Source organism: Actinophytocola sp. (genome assembly GCF_009379765.1).
Classification (GTDB): domain Bacteria; phylum Actinomycetota; class Actinomycetes; order Mycobacteriales; family Pseudonocardiaceae; genus Actinophytocola.
In genome coordinates this window covers 1-14,690 of the sequence record NZ_WHTD01000196.1, presented here as the reverse complement: position 1 = coordinate 14,690, position 14,690 = coordinate 1, and the positions used below count along the sequence as shown (strand labels likewise).

17 protein-coding genes are annotated in these 14,690 nt (G+C 70.6%); 7 read left to right on the top strand and 10 right to left on the bottom strand.

All coding sequences use genetic code 11. The features are described 5' to 3' along the window. Positions 1 to 399: 399 nt before the first annotated feature. Positions 400 to 1,278, top strand: a complete 879-nt coding sequence (locus GEV28_RS37600) for a hypothetical protein (protein ID WP_291418333.1) — start codon at positions 400 to 402, stop codon at positions 1,276 to 1,278. Positions 1,279 to 1,302: 24 nt separating this feature from the next. Here the strand turns inward: GEV28_RS37600 and GEV28_RS37595 are convergent, their stop codons facing one another. Both GEV28_RS37595 and GEV28_RS37590 read right to left on the bottom strand, forming a co-directional pair. After that, entirely contained in the window at positions 1,303 to 1,494 is a 192-nt protein-coding gene (locus GEV28_RS37595; protein WP_291418332.1) for a DUF397 domain-containing protein, read from the bottom strand. Positions 1,495 to 1,536: 42 nt separating this feature from the next. Beyond that, positions 1,537 to 1,824, bottom strand: coding sequence for a hypothetical protein (locus GEV28_RS37590; RefSeq protein ID WP_291418331.1), 288 nt, complete (start codon positions 1,822 to 1,824; stop codon positions 1,537 to 1,539). A 703-nt stretch (positions 1,825 to 2,527) separates the two neighbouring features. On the opposite strand from GEV28_RS37590, the gene GEV28_RS37585 reads away from it, so the two are divergent. Then, positions 2,528 to 2,776: a hypothetical protein gene (locus tag GEV28_RS37585; RefSeq protein WP_291418330.1), complete on the top strand. Its 249-nt coding sequence runs from the start codon at positions 2,528 to 2,530 to the stop codon at positions 2,774 to 2,776. Here GEV28_RS37585 and GEV28_RS37580 read toward each other — a convergent pair. From GEV28_RS37580 to GEV28_RS37570, 3 genes are read right to left on the bottom strand one after another with little or no spacing between them, the layout of a single operon-like run. Continuing rightward, the gene (locus GEV28_RS37580) at positions 2,724 to 3,254 is read right to left on the bottom strand and encodes a hypothetical protein (RefSeq protein WP_291418329.1); all 531 of its coding nucleotides are present in this window, start codon (positions 3,252 to 3,254) and stop codon (positions 2,724 to 2,726) included. The genes GEV28_RS37585 and GEV28_RS37580 overlap by 53 nt on opposite strands. Positions 3,255 to 3,293: 39 nt before the next feature. After that, on the bottom strand, positions 3,294 to 3,545 hold the full coding sequence (locus GEV28_RS37575) for a DUF397 domain-containing protein (RefSeq protein ID WP_291418328.1): 252 nt from the start codon (positions 3,543 to 3,545) through the stop codon (positions 3,294 to 3,296). A gap of 29 nt (positions 3,546 to 3,574) precedes the next feature. Next, positions 3,575 to 4,441, bottom strand: a complete 867-nt coding sequence (locus GEV28_RS37570; protein WP_291418327.1) for a helix-turn-helix transcriptional regulator — start codon at positions 4,439 to 4,441, stop codon at positions 3,575 to 3,577. A gap of 147 nt (positions 4,442 to 4,588) precedes the next feature. Here GEV28_RS37570 and GEV28_RS37565 point away from each other — a divergent pair, with 147 nt between their 5' ends. Beyond that, on the top strand, positions 4,589 to 4,897 hold the full coding sequence (locus GEV28_RS37565; RefSeq protein ID WP_291418326.1) for a hypothetical protein: 309 nt from the start codon (positions 4,589 to 4,591) through the stop codon (positions 4,895 to 4,897). 5 nt (positions 4,898 to 4,902) lie between these two features. Next, entirely contained in the window at positions 4,903 to 5,781 is an 879-nt protein-coding gene (locus tag GEV28_RS37560) for a helix-turn-helix transcriptional regulator (protein WP_291418325.1), read from the top strand. 3 nt (positions 5,782 to 5,784) lie between these two features. On the opposite strand, the gene GEV28_RS37555 is transcribed toward GEV28_RS37560, so the two are convergent. Further along, a complete protein-coding gene (locus GEV28_RS37555; protein ID WP_291418324.1) occupies positions 5,785 to 6,423 on the bottom strand; it encodes a C39 family peptidase in 639 nt (212 codons plus the stop codon). Positions 6,424 to 6,617: 194 nt separating this feature from the next. Here GEV28_RS37555 and GEV28_RS37550 point away from each other — a divergent pair, with 194 nt between their 5' ends. Both GEV28_RS37550 and GEV28_RS37545 read left to right on the top strand, forming a co-directional pair. Continuing rightward, positions 6,618 to 7,583 (top strand): helix-turn-helix transcriptional regulator, encoded by a 966-nt coding sequence (locus GEV28_RS37550; protein WP_291418323.1) that lies wholly within the window; start codon positions 6,618 to 6,620, stop codon positions 7,581 to 7,583. A 113-nt stretch (positions 7,584 to 7,696) separates the two neighbouring features. Next, entirely contained in the window at positions 7,697 to 8,629 is a 933-nt protein-coding gene (locus GEV28_RS37545) for a PE-PPE domain-containing protein (RefSeq protein WP_291418322.1), read from the top strand. A gap of 8 nt (positions 8,630 to 8,637) precedes the next feature. Here GEV28_RS37545 and GEV28_RS37540 read toward each other — a convergent pair whose 3' ends face one another. Both GEV28_RS37540 and GEV28_RS37535 read right to left on the bottom strand, forming a co-directional pair. Continuing rightward, positions 8,638 to 10,521 (bottom strand): hypothetical protein, encoded by a 1,884-nt coding sequence (locus GEV28_RS37540; RefSeq protein ID WP_291418321.1) that lies wholly within the window; start codon positions 10,519 to 10,521, stop codon positions 8,638 to 8,640. A 178-nt stretch (positions 10,522 to 10,699) separates the two neighbouring features. Next, on the bottom strand, positions 10,700 to 12,250 hold the full coding sequence (locus GEV28_RS37535) for a hypothetical protein (protein ID WP_291418320.1): 1,551 nt from the start codon (positions 12,248 to 12,250) through the stop codon (positions 10,700 to 10,702). Positions 12,251 to 12,318: 68 nt separating this feature from the next. On the opposite strand from GEV28_RS37535, the gene GEV28_RS37530 reads away from it, so the two are divergent. Beyond that, on the top strand, positions 12,319 to 12,756 hold the full coding sequence (locus GEV28_RS37530) for a hypothetical protein (protein WP_291418319.1): 438 nt from the start codon (positions 12,319 to 12,321) through the stop codon (positions 12,754 to 12,756). 39 nt (positions 12,757 to 12,795) lie between these two features. Here the strand turns inward: GEV28_RS37530 and GEV28_RS37525 are convergent, their stop codons facing one another. Both GEV28_RS37525 and GEV28_RS37520 read right to left on the bottom strand, forming a co-directional pair. After that, entirely contained in the window at positions 12,796 to 14,040 is a 1,245-nt protein-coding gene (locus tag GEV28_RS37525) for an aminopeptidase (RefSeq protein ID WP_291418318.1), read from the bottom strand. Continuing rightward, the coding region (locus GEV28_RS37520) for an MFS transporter (RefSeq protein WP_291418317.1) at positions 14,037 to 14,690 on the bottom strand (654 nt) is incomplete at its 5' end. The genes GEV28_RS37520 and GEV28_RS37525, both read right to left, overlap by 4 nt.

The window sequence follows — 14,690 nt, the reverse complement described above, 5'->3', positions numbered from 1 at the left end:
TTGGCTTTCAAACCCCCGGAGCCTATTCAGCCCATCCTCACCCTGACGCGACCAGCCACCCCAACCCCACGCGCCACCAACGCCCTCACCGCGAATGACGCACAAGACCCTTGCCAAGCTCAACCGGAGAGACGCTCAACAGCGTGCCGCACTCCAGGTCGACGACACGATCGGCCGGCACTTTTCCGTCACAAAACCCCACGGATCGAGGTGGACCCCGGTGGTCTCCCATGGACTACCTGCGCAGGTAGATGGACTGAGGCGGACCTCGGTGGACGGGTCGCAGTTAACCGAAGGGTTGTTGGTTCGAGTCCAACTGGAGGAGCTTCACCCCAGGTCGGCGACCTGGGGTCTTCTTTTTGGGCTCGTCATGGCTGACCGGACTGCTGAGGGGTCATCGTGAAGCGAGCCGTTCTGGTGGGGTTGGCGCTGATAGGCGGTTTCGGCGTGGCGGGCTGCGGTGTCGACGCCGGGGCGCCGCCGGCCCCCGGCGAGCCGAAACTTGGCGCCATCCCGACCGTCGCCCGCTACGCCGACGTCGAGTTCCCGTTGGACAGGTTCCGGACTCGGCCGGAGGAGTTTCTGATGTTGAGCCGGGCTCACGACGTGGTTGTCCGGGACTGTCTGGCGAGGTTCGGGATCGGGTACGTGGTGCCGGAGCGGGTGTTGGTGCCCGACGTCGACCGGCCGGTCGGTGTGGTTTCGGTGGACGATGCGGCGCGGTTCGGGTACGAGAGCCCGTTCGCGGCGGACGTGGCCGCGGTGGACGAGGCGAACGCCGCTGTGGAGCCACTGTCCGGTGTGGCTAGGGGTGTGCTGCGTGGCGACGGGCAGCGGACGGTCGACGGCGTGACCGTGCCGGTCGACGGTTGTGTCGGTGAGGCGCGGCGGGCACTCGTGAACCGGAACCCGGACCGGGAGAACGTGGTGGTTGGCCTGGCTGCCGACTCCTATGCGATGGCGGAGGCCGACAGTCGGGTGCGGGCGGTGTTCACCGGGTGGAGCCGGTGTATGTCGGCCGCGGGCTTCGACTACCGGGACCCGTGGGCGGCGAACAACGACCCGGCGTTCGGCACGGGGGTGCCTACGGCGGAGGAGATCGCGACCGCGAAGGCGGACGTGGCCTGCCGCACGGAGGAGAACGTCAATGGCGTGTGGGTTGCGGTGATCACGGCGTACCAGGAGCGGCTCGTCACCGAGCACCGGGATGTCCTGAACCAGCGCCGGGACGAGATCGAGACCCAGCTGGTGGCGGCGACCGACCTGCTCGACGCGTAGTCCGGGTGGGGTTTCCGCCCCGGCTCAGCTGGTGATCGTCGCGCGGAGCCCGTGCCATGCGGCTTCGGGGACGACGAGCGTCCCGCCGTCGGGGTTCTTCGAGTCGCGCACGGCGGTTCGGTCTGCCGCTAAGCCGATCTCGACACAGTCAGTGTTGTTGCTTCCGTTGCTGACGCTGGACTTCCGCCACACCCAGCGTCCATGGGAGCTGGTCATAGGAGTTGTTCCTTCGGTGCGTGCCACCCGGCCGCCGCCCACTCAACTGGTGGCGGCGCCGGCGGACCTGCCCCTGGGCCGCCACCTGTCGCGACGGTGCCAGGCGTCGCGGTCCTCGATCTCCTCGTGATCGGTGAGCTCCGGCGAGCACTTCGGCCGGCGGCGTTCGAGCTGCTCGGCTGGTCCCCGAGCCGGGTGAGCCGGCTTGCTCAACAGGAAACGCGGCGTGCGGCAGATCGACATCGCCGCGTTCCTCGCCGTCTGCGACGTCATCGGCGAGGAGCGCAGTTCCGTCCTGGAGATGGCCGAGCACGCGTTGTGCCACCGCATGTCGAGATCCGCGAGGTTCCCGAGGCGTCGGGTTCCGTGGCGGCTGGAGTCAGCATCGACGGCGTCGCGGTCGACGGGTCCGGCGAGACCGAGCCTCATTCGCACCCACCCGGACCTGTGTGACGCCGGGCTTGTGACTCCGGCTGATCGGCCGGACTCCATTGAGGCACGAGAGCCGAACGAGGCCCGAATGGGTCTAGCGAATCGCGGTGGCTCCGGCCGGACTCCATTGAGGCGCGCAGATCGGTGACGTGGTCATGTCATCAACCCTGGCCGTCATCCCGGCGGTCGCCGGCTACGTCGACGTGGAGTTCCCGTTGGACAGGTTCCGGACTCGGCCGGAGGAGTTTCTGATGTTGAGCCGGGCCTACGACGTGGTTGTCCGGGACTGTCTGGTGAGGTTCGGGATCGGGTATGTGGTGCCGGAGCGGGTGTTGGTGCCCGACGTCGACCGGCCGATCGGTGTGGTCTCGGGTGACGATGCGGCGCGGTTCGGGTACACGAGCCCGTTCACGGCGGACGTGGCCGCGGTGGACGAGGTGAACGCGGCGGTGGAGCCGCTGTCCGGTGTGGCCGGGGGTGTGCTGCGTGGGGATGGGGAGCGGACGGTCGACGGCTGTGCCGGTGAGGCGCGGCGGGCACTCGCGAACCGGAATCCGGAGCGGGAGAACGTGTGGTTGGCCTGGCTGGCGACTCTTATGCGATGGCGGAGGCCGACAGTCGGGTGCGGGCGGTGTTCACCGGGTGGAGCCGGTGCATGTCGGCCGCGGGCTTCGACTACCGCGATCCGATGGCGGCGAACAACGACCCGACGTTCGGCACCGGGGTGCCCACCGCGGAGGAGATCGCGACCGCGACGGCGGACGTGGCGTGCCGCACGGAGGAGAACGTCAACGGCGTCAGACCGGACCTCGCCCGGTATACCGGATCCGCGCGCCCTCAAGGCGACTGAGGGCCTGTTCGAAGTCCTCGTCCCTCGAGCGCGTGACGGCGGCAAAGCGCTGCCACGGCAGGACGTCCTCCAGCGGGCGATCGGTCAAGTGGGTGAGCGACGTCTCGATCGGGTCGCCGGTCCGGCGCACCACCCAGATCTCTTCGCTCCCAGCGGTGATGATCCAGCCGGGGCGGGAACGTCGCACCACGAAGCGGTGCACGTCCGCCCAGTCGACGACGTCGCTGCTCACGACGTACTGGACACGCACACCTCGGTCACTCACGTACACACCGGTCCGGCCGAGTCGCCACGCGAAGGTCGCCACCAACGCCAGGAACGCGCACACCACGACCACCGAGAGCGCGGATTCGGTCTCACCGGTTCCGCCAAGCGAGCTGACCAGGACGAGAACGATCCCGGCCACGGCGATCACGCCAAAGCACCCGGCAAGCACATCGAACGGCCGGACGGGAACCACCCGCTGCCACGCGGTCATGGGATCCAGCATGACCGACAGTTCAGGGTTTCGCCAGGCTCAGCTGGTGATCGTCGCGCGGAGCCCGTGCCATGCGGCTTCGGGGACGACGAGCGTCCCGCCGTCGGGGTTCTTCGAGTCGCGCACGGCGGTTCGGTCCGCCGCTAAGCCGATCTCGACGCAGTCGGAGTTGCCGTTGCCTTCGCTGAAGCTGGACTTCCGCCAGTGCCCGATCTCGACACAAGCGGAGTTGCCGTTGCCTTGGCTGAAGCTGGACTTCCGCCACACCCAGCTTCCATGGGAGCTGGTCATAGGAGTGTTCCTTTCGCCGCATGCCGTTACTACGGCCGCGACAGCTCCCGCAGGAACGGGCGGGTCTGCTCCGGCCCCAGAGCGTGGACCCGCTGGTGGTCCCAGAAGGTGCCGAACCTGGTGAGGTTCTTCTCGTCGTGAAGGATGTCGCCACCGTCGTACTTCTCAACGTACGTCACCTGTACAGCGGGTTCTGTATCAAACCGGAAGATCATGTAGGTCTCTTCCTGGCCGGGGTAGTAGCCGTGCCGGAACGGGGCGACTTGCAGCTCGACGTTGGGCCGGTCGATGGCCTCCATCAGGCGATTGGCCTGATTTCTCAGGATGGAACTGTCGCCGTCGATGTTCTCCAACGAACGCAACGCAGCCTCGTGGATGACGAACCAGAACTGCTGGTCGGTGTTGTCCAGCACCGCCTGGCGGCCTTGACGCATCTCCGTGAACCGCGCGATCTGGTCGCGAGTCGGTGAGGGTCGGTAGGCGCGAAATTGGTATCGCATGTAGTCCTCGGTCTGGAGCAGACCGGGGATGACCATGCTGTTGTGGCACCACACTGAGGCTGCGCTGACCTCCATGTCGACCACCTGCCGCATGTTGCCGTCGAACTTGCTGCGCAGCGTGCCCTTGCGGCGCAGTAGCTGCTTGCGGCCGAGCTCGGCCAACTCGCGACACTCCTTTCGAGTCGCGTCGTCGGCGTCGTAGAGGTCGAGCATCTTCGCCAGGTCGTCCGGCTTCACGCCGCTGGTGGCCGACTCCAGGTTGGCGACCTTGGACTGCGACCAGCCGAGCCGCTCGCCGACCTCGTCCTGGGACAGGAACACGCCTTCGCGCAGCTCCTCCAGCGTGCGGCCGCACCTGATCTTGTGGACCAGCGGTGGAAGCGGGCCACGGGGCATCGAACAGACCTCCGTCGAATGTCGCCGAACGTTGATCACGGACGGTAGCAGCGATAGATTCACTCGCACGTGCGAATATCCGAACTAGATATCTAGTGTTATGTTGTCTGCGGAAACAGCAGCGAAGCATGGAGTTGAGGGTTCGTGATGGGTACCAACCCTAGCAGTTCGAGACTTGCGGACCCGCCCGGCCGCCGCCTGCTCACCTGGTGGCGGCGCCGGCGGACCTACCCCTGGGCCGCCGCCTGCCGCGACGGCGCCAGGCGCCGCGGCACGATCATCGTCCGGCCGGCGGGCGACGGACGGCTGGCCCTGGTCGTGCCGAGCGACGGCGTCGCGGTCCTCGACCTCCTCGTGATCGGTGAGCTCCGGCGGGCACTTCGGCTGGCGGCGTTCGAGCTGCATCGCCCGGCCGACGACACCGCATCCCGCCACGTACCGACCACCACGGAGTGACCTCGATGGCATTCGACCTCGACCCGACCGTCCGATCGCGCGAGCTCGGTCTCCGGCTGAGCACGGCGATGCGAGCCGCGGGCTTCAGCGCGAACGAGATCGCCCGCAAGCTCGGCTGGTCCCCGAGCCGGGTGAGCCGCCTGCTCAGCGGGAAACGCGGCGTGCGGCTGATCGACATCGCCGCGTTCCTCGCCGTCTGCGACATCATCGGGGACGAGCGCGGGGCCGTGCTGGAGATAGCCGAGCACGCGTGGGAGACCCTCTGGTGGCAGCAGTGCGGCAGCCGCCTACCGGAACGGTCGCACACCCTGAGCTTCCTCGAGGACACCTCCAGCGCGATGATCCACACCGGCTACGGCATGGTGCCGGCGCTGCTGCAGACCGAGAGCTACATGCGGGCGTCGTTGCGGGCGCTGCCGACCATCCCGGAGGAGGAGGTCGACTCCCGGGTCGCTCATGGCCTTGCGCGGCAGGAGATCTTCGACCGGGACCGGCCGGTTCGGTTCCGGTTCTTCCTCCACGAGTACGCGATGACCAGGACCGGCCACGGCCGGAGGGCGATGTCCGAGCAGCTGCACCACCTGGTGCGGATGGCTGTGCGGCCGCACGTCGAGGTCCGCGTGGTCGCGGAGGCGCCGGGTTCGGTGCCGTTCGAGCCGTTCCGGATCATCGAGTTCGCCGAGTTCAACCCGGTGCTGTACCTGGAGGACCTGACGTGGGTGGCCTTCATCGAGCGGGCGGACACCCTGAACTCCTACCGGCGTGTCGTGGCCGAGATCGACGCGGTGGCGCTGGACCGAGCCGCGTCGCGCGACTGGCTCGCCACCACGGCGGCCGACCTCGCGTCCGCATCCGGCCGGCCGGATGCGGACGCGATCGGTTGAGGGTCAGGCGCTGTAGCCCTTCGGCGGGATGAGCGACGCCAGCTGGTCGAAGGTCAGCCAGTAGATCTGGTTGCCGCTGAAGGAGGCCGGGTCGGCGATGAGCACCGTGCGGTTGACGTCGTCGTAGCCGATCACGGTGAAGTAGTGGTAGATCGTCTGGCCGGGCGGGTAGCCCGGGGGCTGGTTGCCCGGCGGCGCGACGATGTTGGCCACGATCGCGTACCCGTTGTCGATGTCCAGCACGATGTCGCGCCACAGCAGGTCCTTCTGGGCCTGCGTCGGCGGGTCGTTCGGCATCTCCTTGGTCTCGTACCAGCCGACGTAGCCGCCGAGCACCCGGGTGACCTGCCCGATCCAGTCGGTGCCGCCGGTGTGCGTGCCCAGCTCCGCGGCGAGGTCTGCCTGGCTGCGGTAGACCCCGCGCGCGGACAAGGCGATCCGGGTGGCGGCCGGGCCGCACCAGTAGCCGGTCTGCTGGACCTGGTAGTCGACCTGCAGGACGTGCTCGCCGGCGGGCCGCACCTGTGCCGGTGCGGCGGTGGGTCTCGGGTCGGCGGTGCTCACCGGGGCCAGGGCGAGGGGAGCGGCGACCAGAGCGGCGGCGAGCACCGCGGCCGCGAAGGGTGTGCGTGCGTGCATCATGCCTCCTACCGGAACAGGCGGTCTGGAGTCGAGTGATCACTCCGTGCGATCGTGGCAGGGCGCGGACCGGGCTGGCCAGGGTGGCCGGTGGCGCAGTTGAGCCAGGGCGCAGGTGCGCCACGCGTCGTTGACCTGGCCGAATCCCGGTCGTACGCTCCGGCCGGTCACGTCGTCGCCCGAGCCGAAGGGGTCCCGTGCTCGACGTCCTCGACCCGGACACCGATCTCGGCCGGGTCTATCGCGCGCTGGCCCGGCACGGCCGGTGCCGGCCGGACCAGCTCGCCGGGCACGCCGACCTCCCGGTCGCCGTCGTCACCCGCGTCCTGGCCGAGCTCGCCGGCCTCGACGCGGTGGTCCGGCTGGACGACGCCGCCGACGAGTGGGAGGCGCGCTCGCCCGGCCTGGTGATGGCCGAGCTGTTGCGGCTGGAGGAGTCCCGGCGTGACCGGCTCTGGCGGGCCGGTGCCGAGCTGGACCGCCTGTACCACGTGGCCCGCCACGACGTCCGGGACGCGCACGGCGTGCAGGCCGTGGACGACCCGCTCGACCTCATCGCGCTGACCCGCCGGCTCCAGGAGCGCGCGACCGACCAGGTCAGGTGGCTGGACCGGCCGCCCTACCGCAGCCGCCCGCACCACTTCGAGGCGCAGGAGGCGTTGCAGTCCCGGCGGATGGCGGCCGGGCTGCGTTACCGGACGCTGTACCACCAGGCCGTCTACGACGACCCGGCGCTGTTCGCCAGCATGACCAGGATGGTCGAGCTGGGTGAGGACGCCCGGGTGCTCGCCGACCTGCCGGTCAAGCTCACGATCGGCGACGACCACACGGCGCTGCTGGTGCCCGACCCCGAACGGGCCGGCGTGGCCGGCTCGCTCGTCGTGCGCACGCCGGGCCTGCTGACCGCGCTCGCCGGCGTGTTCGAGACACTGTGGACGTTCGGCGTCCCGCTCACCGCGGGCGGCACCGGCGCGGCACTGTCCGAACAGGACAGAGCGATCATCGGCCTGATGGCGGCCGGGGTCACCGACGACGTCATCGCCCGCCGGCTGCGGCTCTCCCGGCGCACGGTCGTGCGCCGGATCGCCGCACTGCTCGACCGGCTCGGCGCCACCACCCGGTTCCAGGCGGGAGTCCAGGCGGCGCACCGGGGTTGGCTCTGAGGTGCGTGGCGCAGCTGGGTGATGGCGCAGATGAGCCAGCGGCCGAGCTGGTCCGGTCGCGGTCCGCGTTGCACGATGGCCCAGGGGTGTCGACGACGGTGACGGAGGTTGGCATGCGCTCGTTCCGGAGGTCGGTCGCCGCGGTGGTGGTCGCGATGGCCGCGGCAGTTGCCGTGGTGCCGTCGGCTCACGCGGTGACCCCGGCGGCCTGCCCGGCCACCGCCGTCTTCGAGACCGACGGCTACCAGAGCGGTGAGTCGCTCGCCAACTGGAACCGGTCGGGGTTCAACGCGAGTCCGCCGGCCGGTTGGCAGATCGTGCAGGTCCCGTACTACGCGGGCGTCTTCCCGATCGTGGACCGGCAGGCGCTCGACGCCTCGGTCGCCGAGGGAACCGCCAAGCTCGAGCGCGCCGTGCGCGACTTTCACCTCGCCTGCCCGGGGTCGCGGCTCGTGCTGGCCGGCTACTCCGAGGGCGCGGTGGTCGCGGGCGACGTGCTGCGGACACTGTCCCGCGGCACGGCGATCCCGCACGGACAGCTCGCCGGGGTGCTGTACGGCAACCCGCGCCGGCCCTTCGGCGACGGCGGGCTCGGCGGCGTCGCGGGCGGCATCGAGACGAACGTGCCGACCGTCCTGCCCGGCGTGACGATGTACGGCGGCCAGGACTACGGCGACCTCGCGGTGCGCAACGTCTGCAACGAGAACGACGGCATCTGCAACTCCACCAACATGATCACCAACCTCGCCGCGTTCGCGAACGGCCTCGCCGGCTACGCGGGCGGCGACCACGGCTACGACCTCGACCCGGCGCGGGACCTCGGCACCGGGCTGATCCTGCACCGCCAGCCACCGCGAGTCGGCTACGGCCCGCCGCTGCCGCTGCCGGTCGGCACCCCGTGGCAGATCCAGCAGCTCCTCGGTGGCAGCGCGGGCCGGGCGGAGCTGGTGGCGGCGCGCGACGGGCTCGCCGCCCTCGTCGGAACGGACACGATCGACCGGCTGACGGCGGCGTCACCCTGGTACAAGGTGATCGCCGCGGCCTGACCGCCGCGTCAGGGTGCCGGGTAGTCCGCGACGTACACCGGCGCACCGATCCTGGTGGTGTCGGCCGGATCGCCCAGGCCGTTGACGACGTGGTCGATCGTTCCGGCGCTGAGGTTGACCGTCATGATGTGGTGCAGCCGCACGCCTCGGGCCTCGGGGACCTCGAAGCCGTTCTCGGTGTGGATCGCCGGGTTGTTCTGGTTGAAGACGTAGACGCCGGCGCCGTAGAGGGTGTGGGTCCGCACCCGGTCGCCGACCTTGTAGCCGGCCCAGCCCTCGACGTCGCCGTTCATCCAGTCGGCCTGTGTCGGCGGGTCGTAGGGCAGCTCGTTCTGGTACAGGATCGTGGTGCCGTCGTCGCCGTTCCAGACGGTGTTGTACCGCTGGAAGTGCTCGACGAACAGGCCGGTCGCCGTCACGTGGTCGCCGTTGATGACGGCGCCGTAGCGGCCGATGTTGGTGTTCCAGCGTTCGGTGTCGGTGAAGCCCTCGACGCCGTGGTCGGCCCGCCACACCCAGGTGTGGTCGATGAGCACGTCGTCGCTGTTGACCTCGAGTGCGGTGTCGGCCTTGCCGACGTGCGGCCCACCGACCCGGAAGTACACATCGGACAGTGTCGTCGGGTTGGGTGCCGAGCTGTGGCCGTGACCGTGCTTCGTGCCCACCCGCAGCAGGACCGGCGATTTCTGGAGGCCCGCGTCGATCGTGACCCCGGCGATGACGACGCCGGGGACGTCGGCGACGTCGAGCGGGACCGAGCCCTTGGCGGCGGTGAGCGTGGCGTGGCCGAGGCCGAGGACCACCGTGTCGGGACGCTTGACCTCGATGCTTCGCGCGATGTCGTACACCCCGGGGGTGAGCAGCAGGTGCCTGCCGCGGGCGAGCTGCTTGTTGATGTCGCGCACGGAGTCCGACGGCTTCGCGACGAAGAAGTCGGCGATCGGCACCGTGCGGCCGGGTGTCGGGCCGTCCGCCCAGGACACGCCCCGGGTGTTCGTGCGCGCGGCCGGCACGCGGACGTTGTACCGGCCCCGCGCGTCGAGGAACAGGTACGGCTTCTCGCGGCTCACCGGGGTGGTGTCGAGCGTCGTGTAGGGCGGGACCGGGAAGCCGGCGTCGTCCGGGGCGCCGACGACCCCCGCGAACACCTGGTTCCACACGCCGTTGGACCAGCTCTCGACCTCGCTGTTGCGGGTCAGCCACTGCTGCTGCGAGCCGTTGGTGGTCGCGGGCAGCCTCGAGTCGGCGATGAAGCCGCCGCTGGCGTACTGCGGCCCGGCGGTGCAGTAGTCCATCAGCGACAGGCCGCCGCCAGTGATGTCGAGGCGGCGCATCGACACCGCCTGGGAGACGGCCCAGAAGTTCGCCGAGGCCCGGCAGTCGTCCTGGCCGGCTGCGTCGATGTTGATCGACAGGTTCGACAGGGTGCGCCAGAAGTTGACGAGGGCGAGGCAGTTGCCGGTGCCTTCGTCGGCGAGGCAGCGGTTGTAGACCTCGACCTTGCCGTTGATGACGACGTCGGTGGGGGAGGCGCCCAGGCCGGCGATCTCGGTGTAGTAGCCGACCTTGATCTGCAGGGGGTTCGCCGCGGTGCCGTACGTGCCCGGCTTGAACAGGAAGCTGTAGCGCTGGGTGCCCATCTCGTTGTCCACCTGCGCGGCGTGCGTCGCGTCGAGGGTCGCCTGGATCTCCTCGACCGGCATGCCGGGATCGAAGACGGTGACGTTCGCGCCGAAGTTCGGGGTGCCGTGCCGCGGCGGGGTGGCGGCGGTGGCCGACGCCGCGGTCGTCGTGGTCGTCGTGGCGGCCGCCGTCAGCATGAGGCCGAGTGCGAACGCCCGGCCGGGGCGCCGCCGTGCGGGGTCCCGACCGTCCGGACGTTGGGTCATCATGCGGGTCGTCCTCTCCGCTGGCGAGGCAGCGCTGCACGGGTAGGTGGGCGTGGCATAAGGAAGTATTCCGGCGGTGCGTGGAAGCGCTCTCTCAGATGGCTGGCCGAGCATCGGGCGGTGGACGAGGTGGATGGCTATTTCTACTCCGTGAACCGGTCCGGCGCCATGCCCCGCGGGGTCAGCTGGGGCTGGGCTGGCCGTAGTACGCGAAGGTGATGCCGTGCGGACCGGTGGAGAGATAGGTGCCGCCGCTGGTGAACAGGGCGGTGTCGGCCTGCCAGCGTCCCTCGTTGCGGTCGATCTCGCCGAGCAGCACCTGGTTCCCGTCGCACACGTAGTTCACCGGCCGGCCGTCGGTCCGGTCGGGAGGTCCCTGCTGCCGCAGGCACAGCCTATTGTTGTCGATCTTGACGCCCCACGGCTCGGTCTGGAGGTAGTCGGTGCCGCCCGCGGTGCCGAGTCCCTCCACCGACGACACCGTGGTGAGCGTGCCTACCCAGGGCGCGCTCATGCAGACCGCGATGTCCGAGCCGGTGTCGTCGATGCCCGCCCAGCACGGGGAGAACAGGCCGAAGTCGGTCGTCGAGCACCGGTAGGTGCCGGGCACGAAGACCGGGTCGGGTTCGCACGTGCCGCCCGACGGGGTGAGCGTGACGTGCTGGTTCGGATACAGGTGTCCGGTCTGGTCGACGGGACCGGTGTACACGATCCGGGTCGGCTCGGGGAGCGCGGACCAGGTGTCCACGGCCTGCTTGACGTGGGCGAGGAAGCGCGGATCGCCCGTCTCACCACCGTGCCAGCAGGAGGTGTTGAGGTGCGCGGTAATGGGCACGACGGTCACGTCGATGGTGCCGCAGTCCACAGTGGGCGCCCCGCCGATGCCGAGGTGCTCGGCATGCTGGGCGTGGGCGGACCTGACCCCGACGACCGCGTCGCCGACGTCGGCGAGCTTGATCCGCTTGAAGAACAGGTTGGTCGTGACGTCGATCTTGCCGGCGACCGAGGTGACCGGTATCCCGGAGGGCTGGTCGGGCAAGGCGTCGAGCTCGTCCGAGCCCGGCTCGAAAGCGTTGGCGGCGGGGCTGGCGCCCAGCGCGTCGATGTAGCCGCACAGCCCGGTCAGGCTCAGCACCGGGCCGCCCACCGGTACCGACTCGGCCGGGGTGCACGACTCGGACAACACCTTGCCGAGGACCTTTGTGACCGGTCCGAGTGGACCGCGTTTCCAGAAGGTGCCCTGGTGCGGGGTGCCGAAGGTGACGATGGTCGCGATCGCGCCCGGTACACCCCGCCGGCCTCCGTTGCACGCCTCCGCTGCCGCGCAGCGGATCGCGAGCCCACCCATCGAATGGCCGACCAGGACGACCTTTCCCTGCCCACCGTCCCGGGTGGACTCGTCGGCAAGCTCGAGGATCCGGGTCGCCAGCGCGGGCCCGATCCTGTCGTCGGTGACCCACCGGGTGCTGGCCTCGGCGTAGTCGAACGCCGCGGAGTACGTGCTGGTGGTGCAGAACGCGGCCATCGCCGTGCCGGGATCGTCCGCCTCGCCCCAGGTCCCGCCGCTGGACGTGAAGCCGTGCACGAAAAGGACCGGGGTGCGGGTGCCGACGTCGCCCGCGCAGCCGTCGGCCGCACCGGCGGCACCGGCCGGCGCGGCACCGGCCACCACCACGCCGAACACGACCACCACCGAGGCGACGAGGCGCCGGATCCGCACGTTCGATGTCACGTGGACAGACCTTAGCGGGCACGGACCGCTACCATTCGCCGTTCACGAACCGGGGAGGACGATCACCGATGGCCGCGACAGGCACCCGGAGGCGGCTCGTGCTCGTGCTGGTCCTCGGAGGCGTGCTCGCCACCGCGGCGATCGTCGTGCTCGCGGTGCTCGGCACGGGCGGCGAGGACACCGCGGGAGGGCCGGTTTCCTCGACGCCCGCCCTGACCGTCGCCGAGGCCCGCGTCATCGAGTCGACGCTCGCCAGCACGGACCCCGCCGACGTCGCCACCGTCCTGTCCGACGCCGTCGGGCCCGCGTACCTGCGAGACCCGCAGCCGTTGCTGCCGAACGGCTCGGCCCTGCGCATCGACATCACCGAGTTCCGGGAGACCTCGCCGGGGCTCGCCACGGTCGCCGCCACGCTCACCGGACCACGTCCGGGGCGATGGCTCCTGCTCCTCACCTACGAGGACGGGTGGCTCGTGTACGGAACCAGCCCGGTCTCGACGCCCTGAACGCGCGGCCCGTGCCGGTGTCCCGTGACCCTGGCCTCCTTACGGCCAGGTCAGCTGCCAGATGTCGTCGCGCAGGAGTGGCACGCGGGTTCCGTCGTGGCGGATGCCGGTGACCGTGACGTCGGGTCCGCCGACCATGAAGTCGGTGTGCACCGCGGAGACGTTCATGCCCTTCGCGTCGCGCTGTTCCGGGGTCAGCCCCGACGCGCCCGGAATGGCCTGGTTGATGCCGAACCCCCAGGCGAGGTGGCAGGTCGCGTTCTCGTCCAGCAGGGTCTCCATGAACGTGACGCCCGACCGGCCGATCGGCGACGAGCCGTCCACCAGCGCGACCTCGCCGAGCTGCGCCGCACCCCGGTCGGTGGCCTGGTGGCCGCGCACCACGTCGGCGCCGCTGCTGGCGCGAACCTCGCTGACCCGGCCGCCGGTGAAGGTGAGCTCGAGGTCCCGGATCACGGTGCCGGCGAGGGACAGCGGCCGGGTGGCGCGGACCGTGCCCTCGACCCTGCGGTGGTCGGGCGCGGTGTAGACCTCCTCGGACGGCAGGCACGGCACGTAGAACCGGCCGTCCGCCGCGTGGTAGCCGACCACGCCCCAGCTCGCCTCGGGGATGAGGCCGATGGTCAGGTCGGTGCCGGGGCCCGCGAAGTGCACGGCGTCGAGGTCGAGCCCGTCGAGCTGGGCCGCCCTGGCCCCGAGCCGATCCAGGTGCGCTCGCCAGGCGGCCGCAGGATCGGGCTGGTCCAGCCGCAGGAAGTGCTTGAGGTGTCGCCAGAGCCGCGGCACGTCCTCCTCGCCGAACACCTGTCGCGACCAGGCCCGGCTGGGGTAGCCGACGATCGTCCAACACACCAGGTCGTTGGCCTGCAGGCGATAGCGCGACGCGAGGTTGGGCATGCGGTCGAGCCCGGCCCGCACGGGGTCCACATCGGACAGCAGGTCCGGTTCGGCCTCCCCGCGGATGTTGATCAGCACGCCCTGCCGCGCCTCGAGGTCGGCGTTGCGGCGATCGAGCCAGGCCGGCACCTCGCGCAGGGTCTCGGGGTCGGCGTGCCGGATCCTGGATCGCTTGGCGTGCGGGTCGAAGTACCAGATGTCCACGTACCGGGCGCCGCGGGCGTAGGCGCCCTCGGCGAGTGCGCGGGCCAGCGGCGCGTGCTCGATCTCGGCGTTGATCACCACCAGGTCGCCCGCGCGGACCGGCGTGCCGATCTCCAGCACGACGTCGGCGTAGGCGACCAGGTCGGCGGCCGGGATGTCCGGCGAGGTCAGGTGCGTGGTCATGGGTCGCTCCTCAGTGAAGGGTCGGTGCGGACGGTCGGCGTGCGGACGAACACGAGCAGTGCGGCGGCCGACACCGCTGCCGCGACGGTGAAGCCGGCGCCCAGCCCGAGCAGCTGGGTGACCGCGCCGAGGCCGAGCGCGGAGGTCAGGAAGCCGACGTCGAAGAACGCGGTGACGGTCGCCAGCGCCGAACCTCGCTGACCGGCGGGCACGGCGTCGATCGCCGCGGTGATGAACGCCGGCAGGCCGAGGGCCTGGCCGACGGCGAGCAACGCCGTCCCGCCGACCAGGGTCGGCGGCCACAGCAGAACCAGGAGCCCGGCGGCGGTGCAGCCCAGCGAGACGCCCCCGACCCGGCGTGCCGGCAGCCGCTCGATCAGCCGGTGGCCCGCCACGCGCACGCCGAGCAGGACCACGCCGTACACGACGTACACGGTCCTCGCGTCGGGCCCGCCCAGCCCGGCGACATGGAGCGGGATGTAGGTGTTGAACGCCGTGTAGCCCCACACGCTCGCGCCGTACGCGGCACCGGGCCGCAGCCCAGCGGGGTGCACGAGCCGCGACTTGTCCACAGTGGACCCCGTCGCCGACCCCGCCGCGGGCGCGGCGCGCGCCAGGGTCAGCGCGCACCCCGCGGCGGCGAGCGCGGC

Excerpts from the sequence above, each read along its gene's own strand:
- GEV28_RS37595 (WP_291418332.1), bottom strand. The coding sequence starts at position 1,494 with ATGACCAGCTCCCATGGACGCTGGGTGTGGCGGAAGTCCAGCGTCAGC.
- GEV28_RS37590 (WP_291418331.1), bottom strand. The coding sequence starts at position 1,824 with ATGCGGTGGCACAACGCGTGCTCGGCCATCTCCAGGACGGAACTGCGC.
- GEV28_RS37585 (WP_291418330.1), top strand. The coding sequence starts at position 2,528 with ATGGCGGAGGCCGACAGTCGGGTGCGGGCGGTGTTCACCGGGTGGAGC.
- GEV28_RS37580 (WP_291418329.1), bottom strand. The coding sequence starts at position 3,254 with ATGACCGCGTGGCAGCGGGTGGTTCCCGTCCGGCCGTTCGATGTGCTT.
- GEV28_RS37575 (WP_291418328.1), bottom strand. The coding sequence starts at position 3,545 with ATGACCAGCTCCCATGGAAGCTGGGTGTGGCGGAAGTCCAGCTTCAGC.
- GEV28_RS37570 (WP_291418327.1), bottom strand. The coding sequence starts at position 4,441 with ATGCCCCGTGGCCCGCTTCCACCGCTGGTCCACAAGATCAGGTGCGGC.
- GEV28_RS37565 (WP_291418326.1), top strand. The coding sequence starts at position 4,589 with ATGGGTACCAACCCTAGCAGTTCGAGACTTGCGGACCCGCCCGGCCGC.
- GEV28_RS37560 (WP_291418325.1), top strand. The coding sequence starts at position 4,903 with ATGGCATTCGACCTCGACCCGACCGTCCGATCGCGCGAGCTCGGTCTC.
- GEV28_RS37555 (WP_291418324.1), bottom strand. The coding sequence starts at position 6,423 with ATGATGCACGCACGCACACCCTTCGCGGCCGCGGTGCTCGCCGCCGCT.
- GEV28_RS37545 (WP_291418322.1), top strand. The coding sequence starts at position 7,697 with ATGCGCTCGTTCCGGAGGTCGGTCGCCGCGGTGGTGGTCGCGATGGCC.
- GEV28_RS37540 (WP_291418321.1), bottom strand. The coding sequence starts at position 10,521 with ATGATGACCCAACGTCCGGACGGTCGGGACCCCGCACGGCGGCGCCCC.
- GEV28_RS37530 (WP_291418319.1), top strand. The coding sequence starts at position 12,319 with ATGGCCGCGACAGGCACCCGGAGGCGGCTCGTGCTCGTGCTGGTCCTC.
- GEV28_RS37525 (WP_291418318.1), bottom strand. The coding sequence starts at position 14,040 with ATGACCACGCACCTGACCTCGCCGGACATCCCGGCCGCCGACCTGGTC.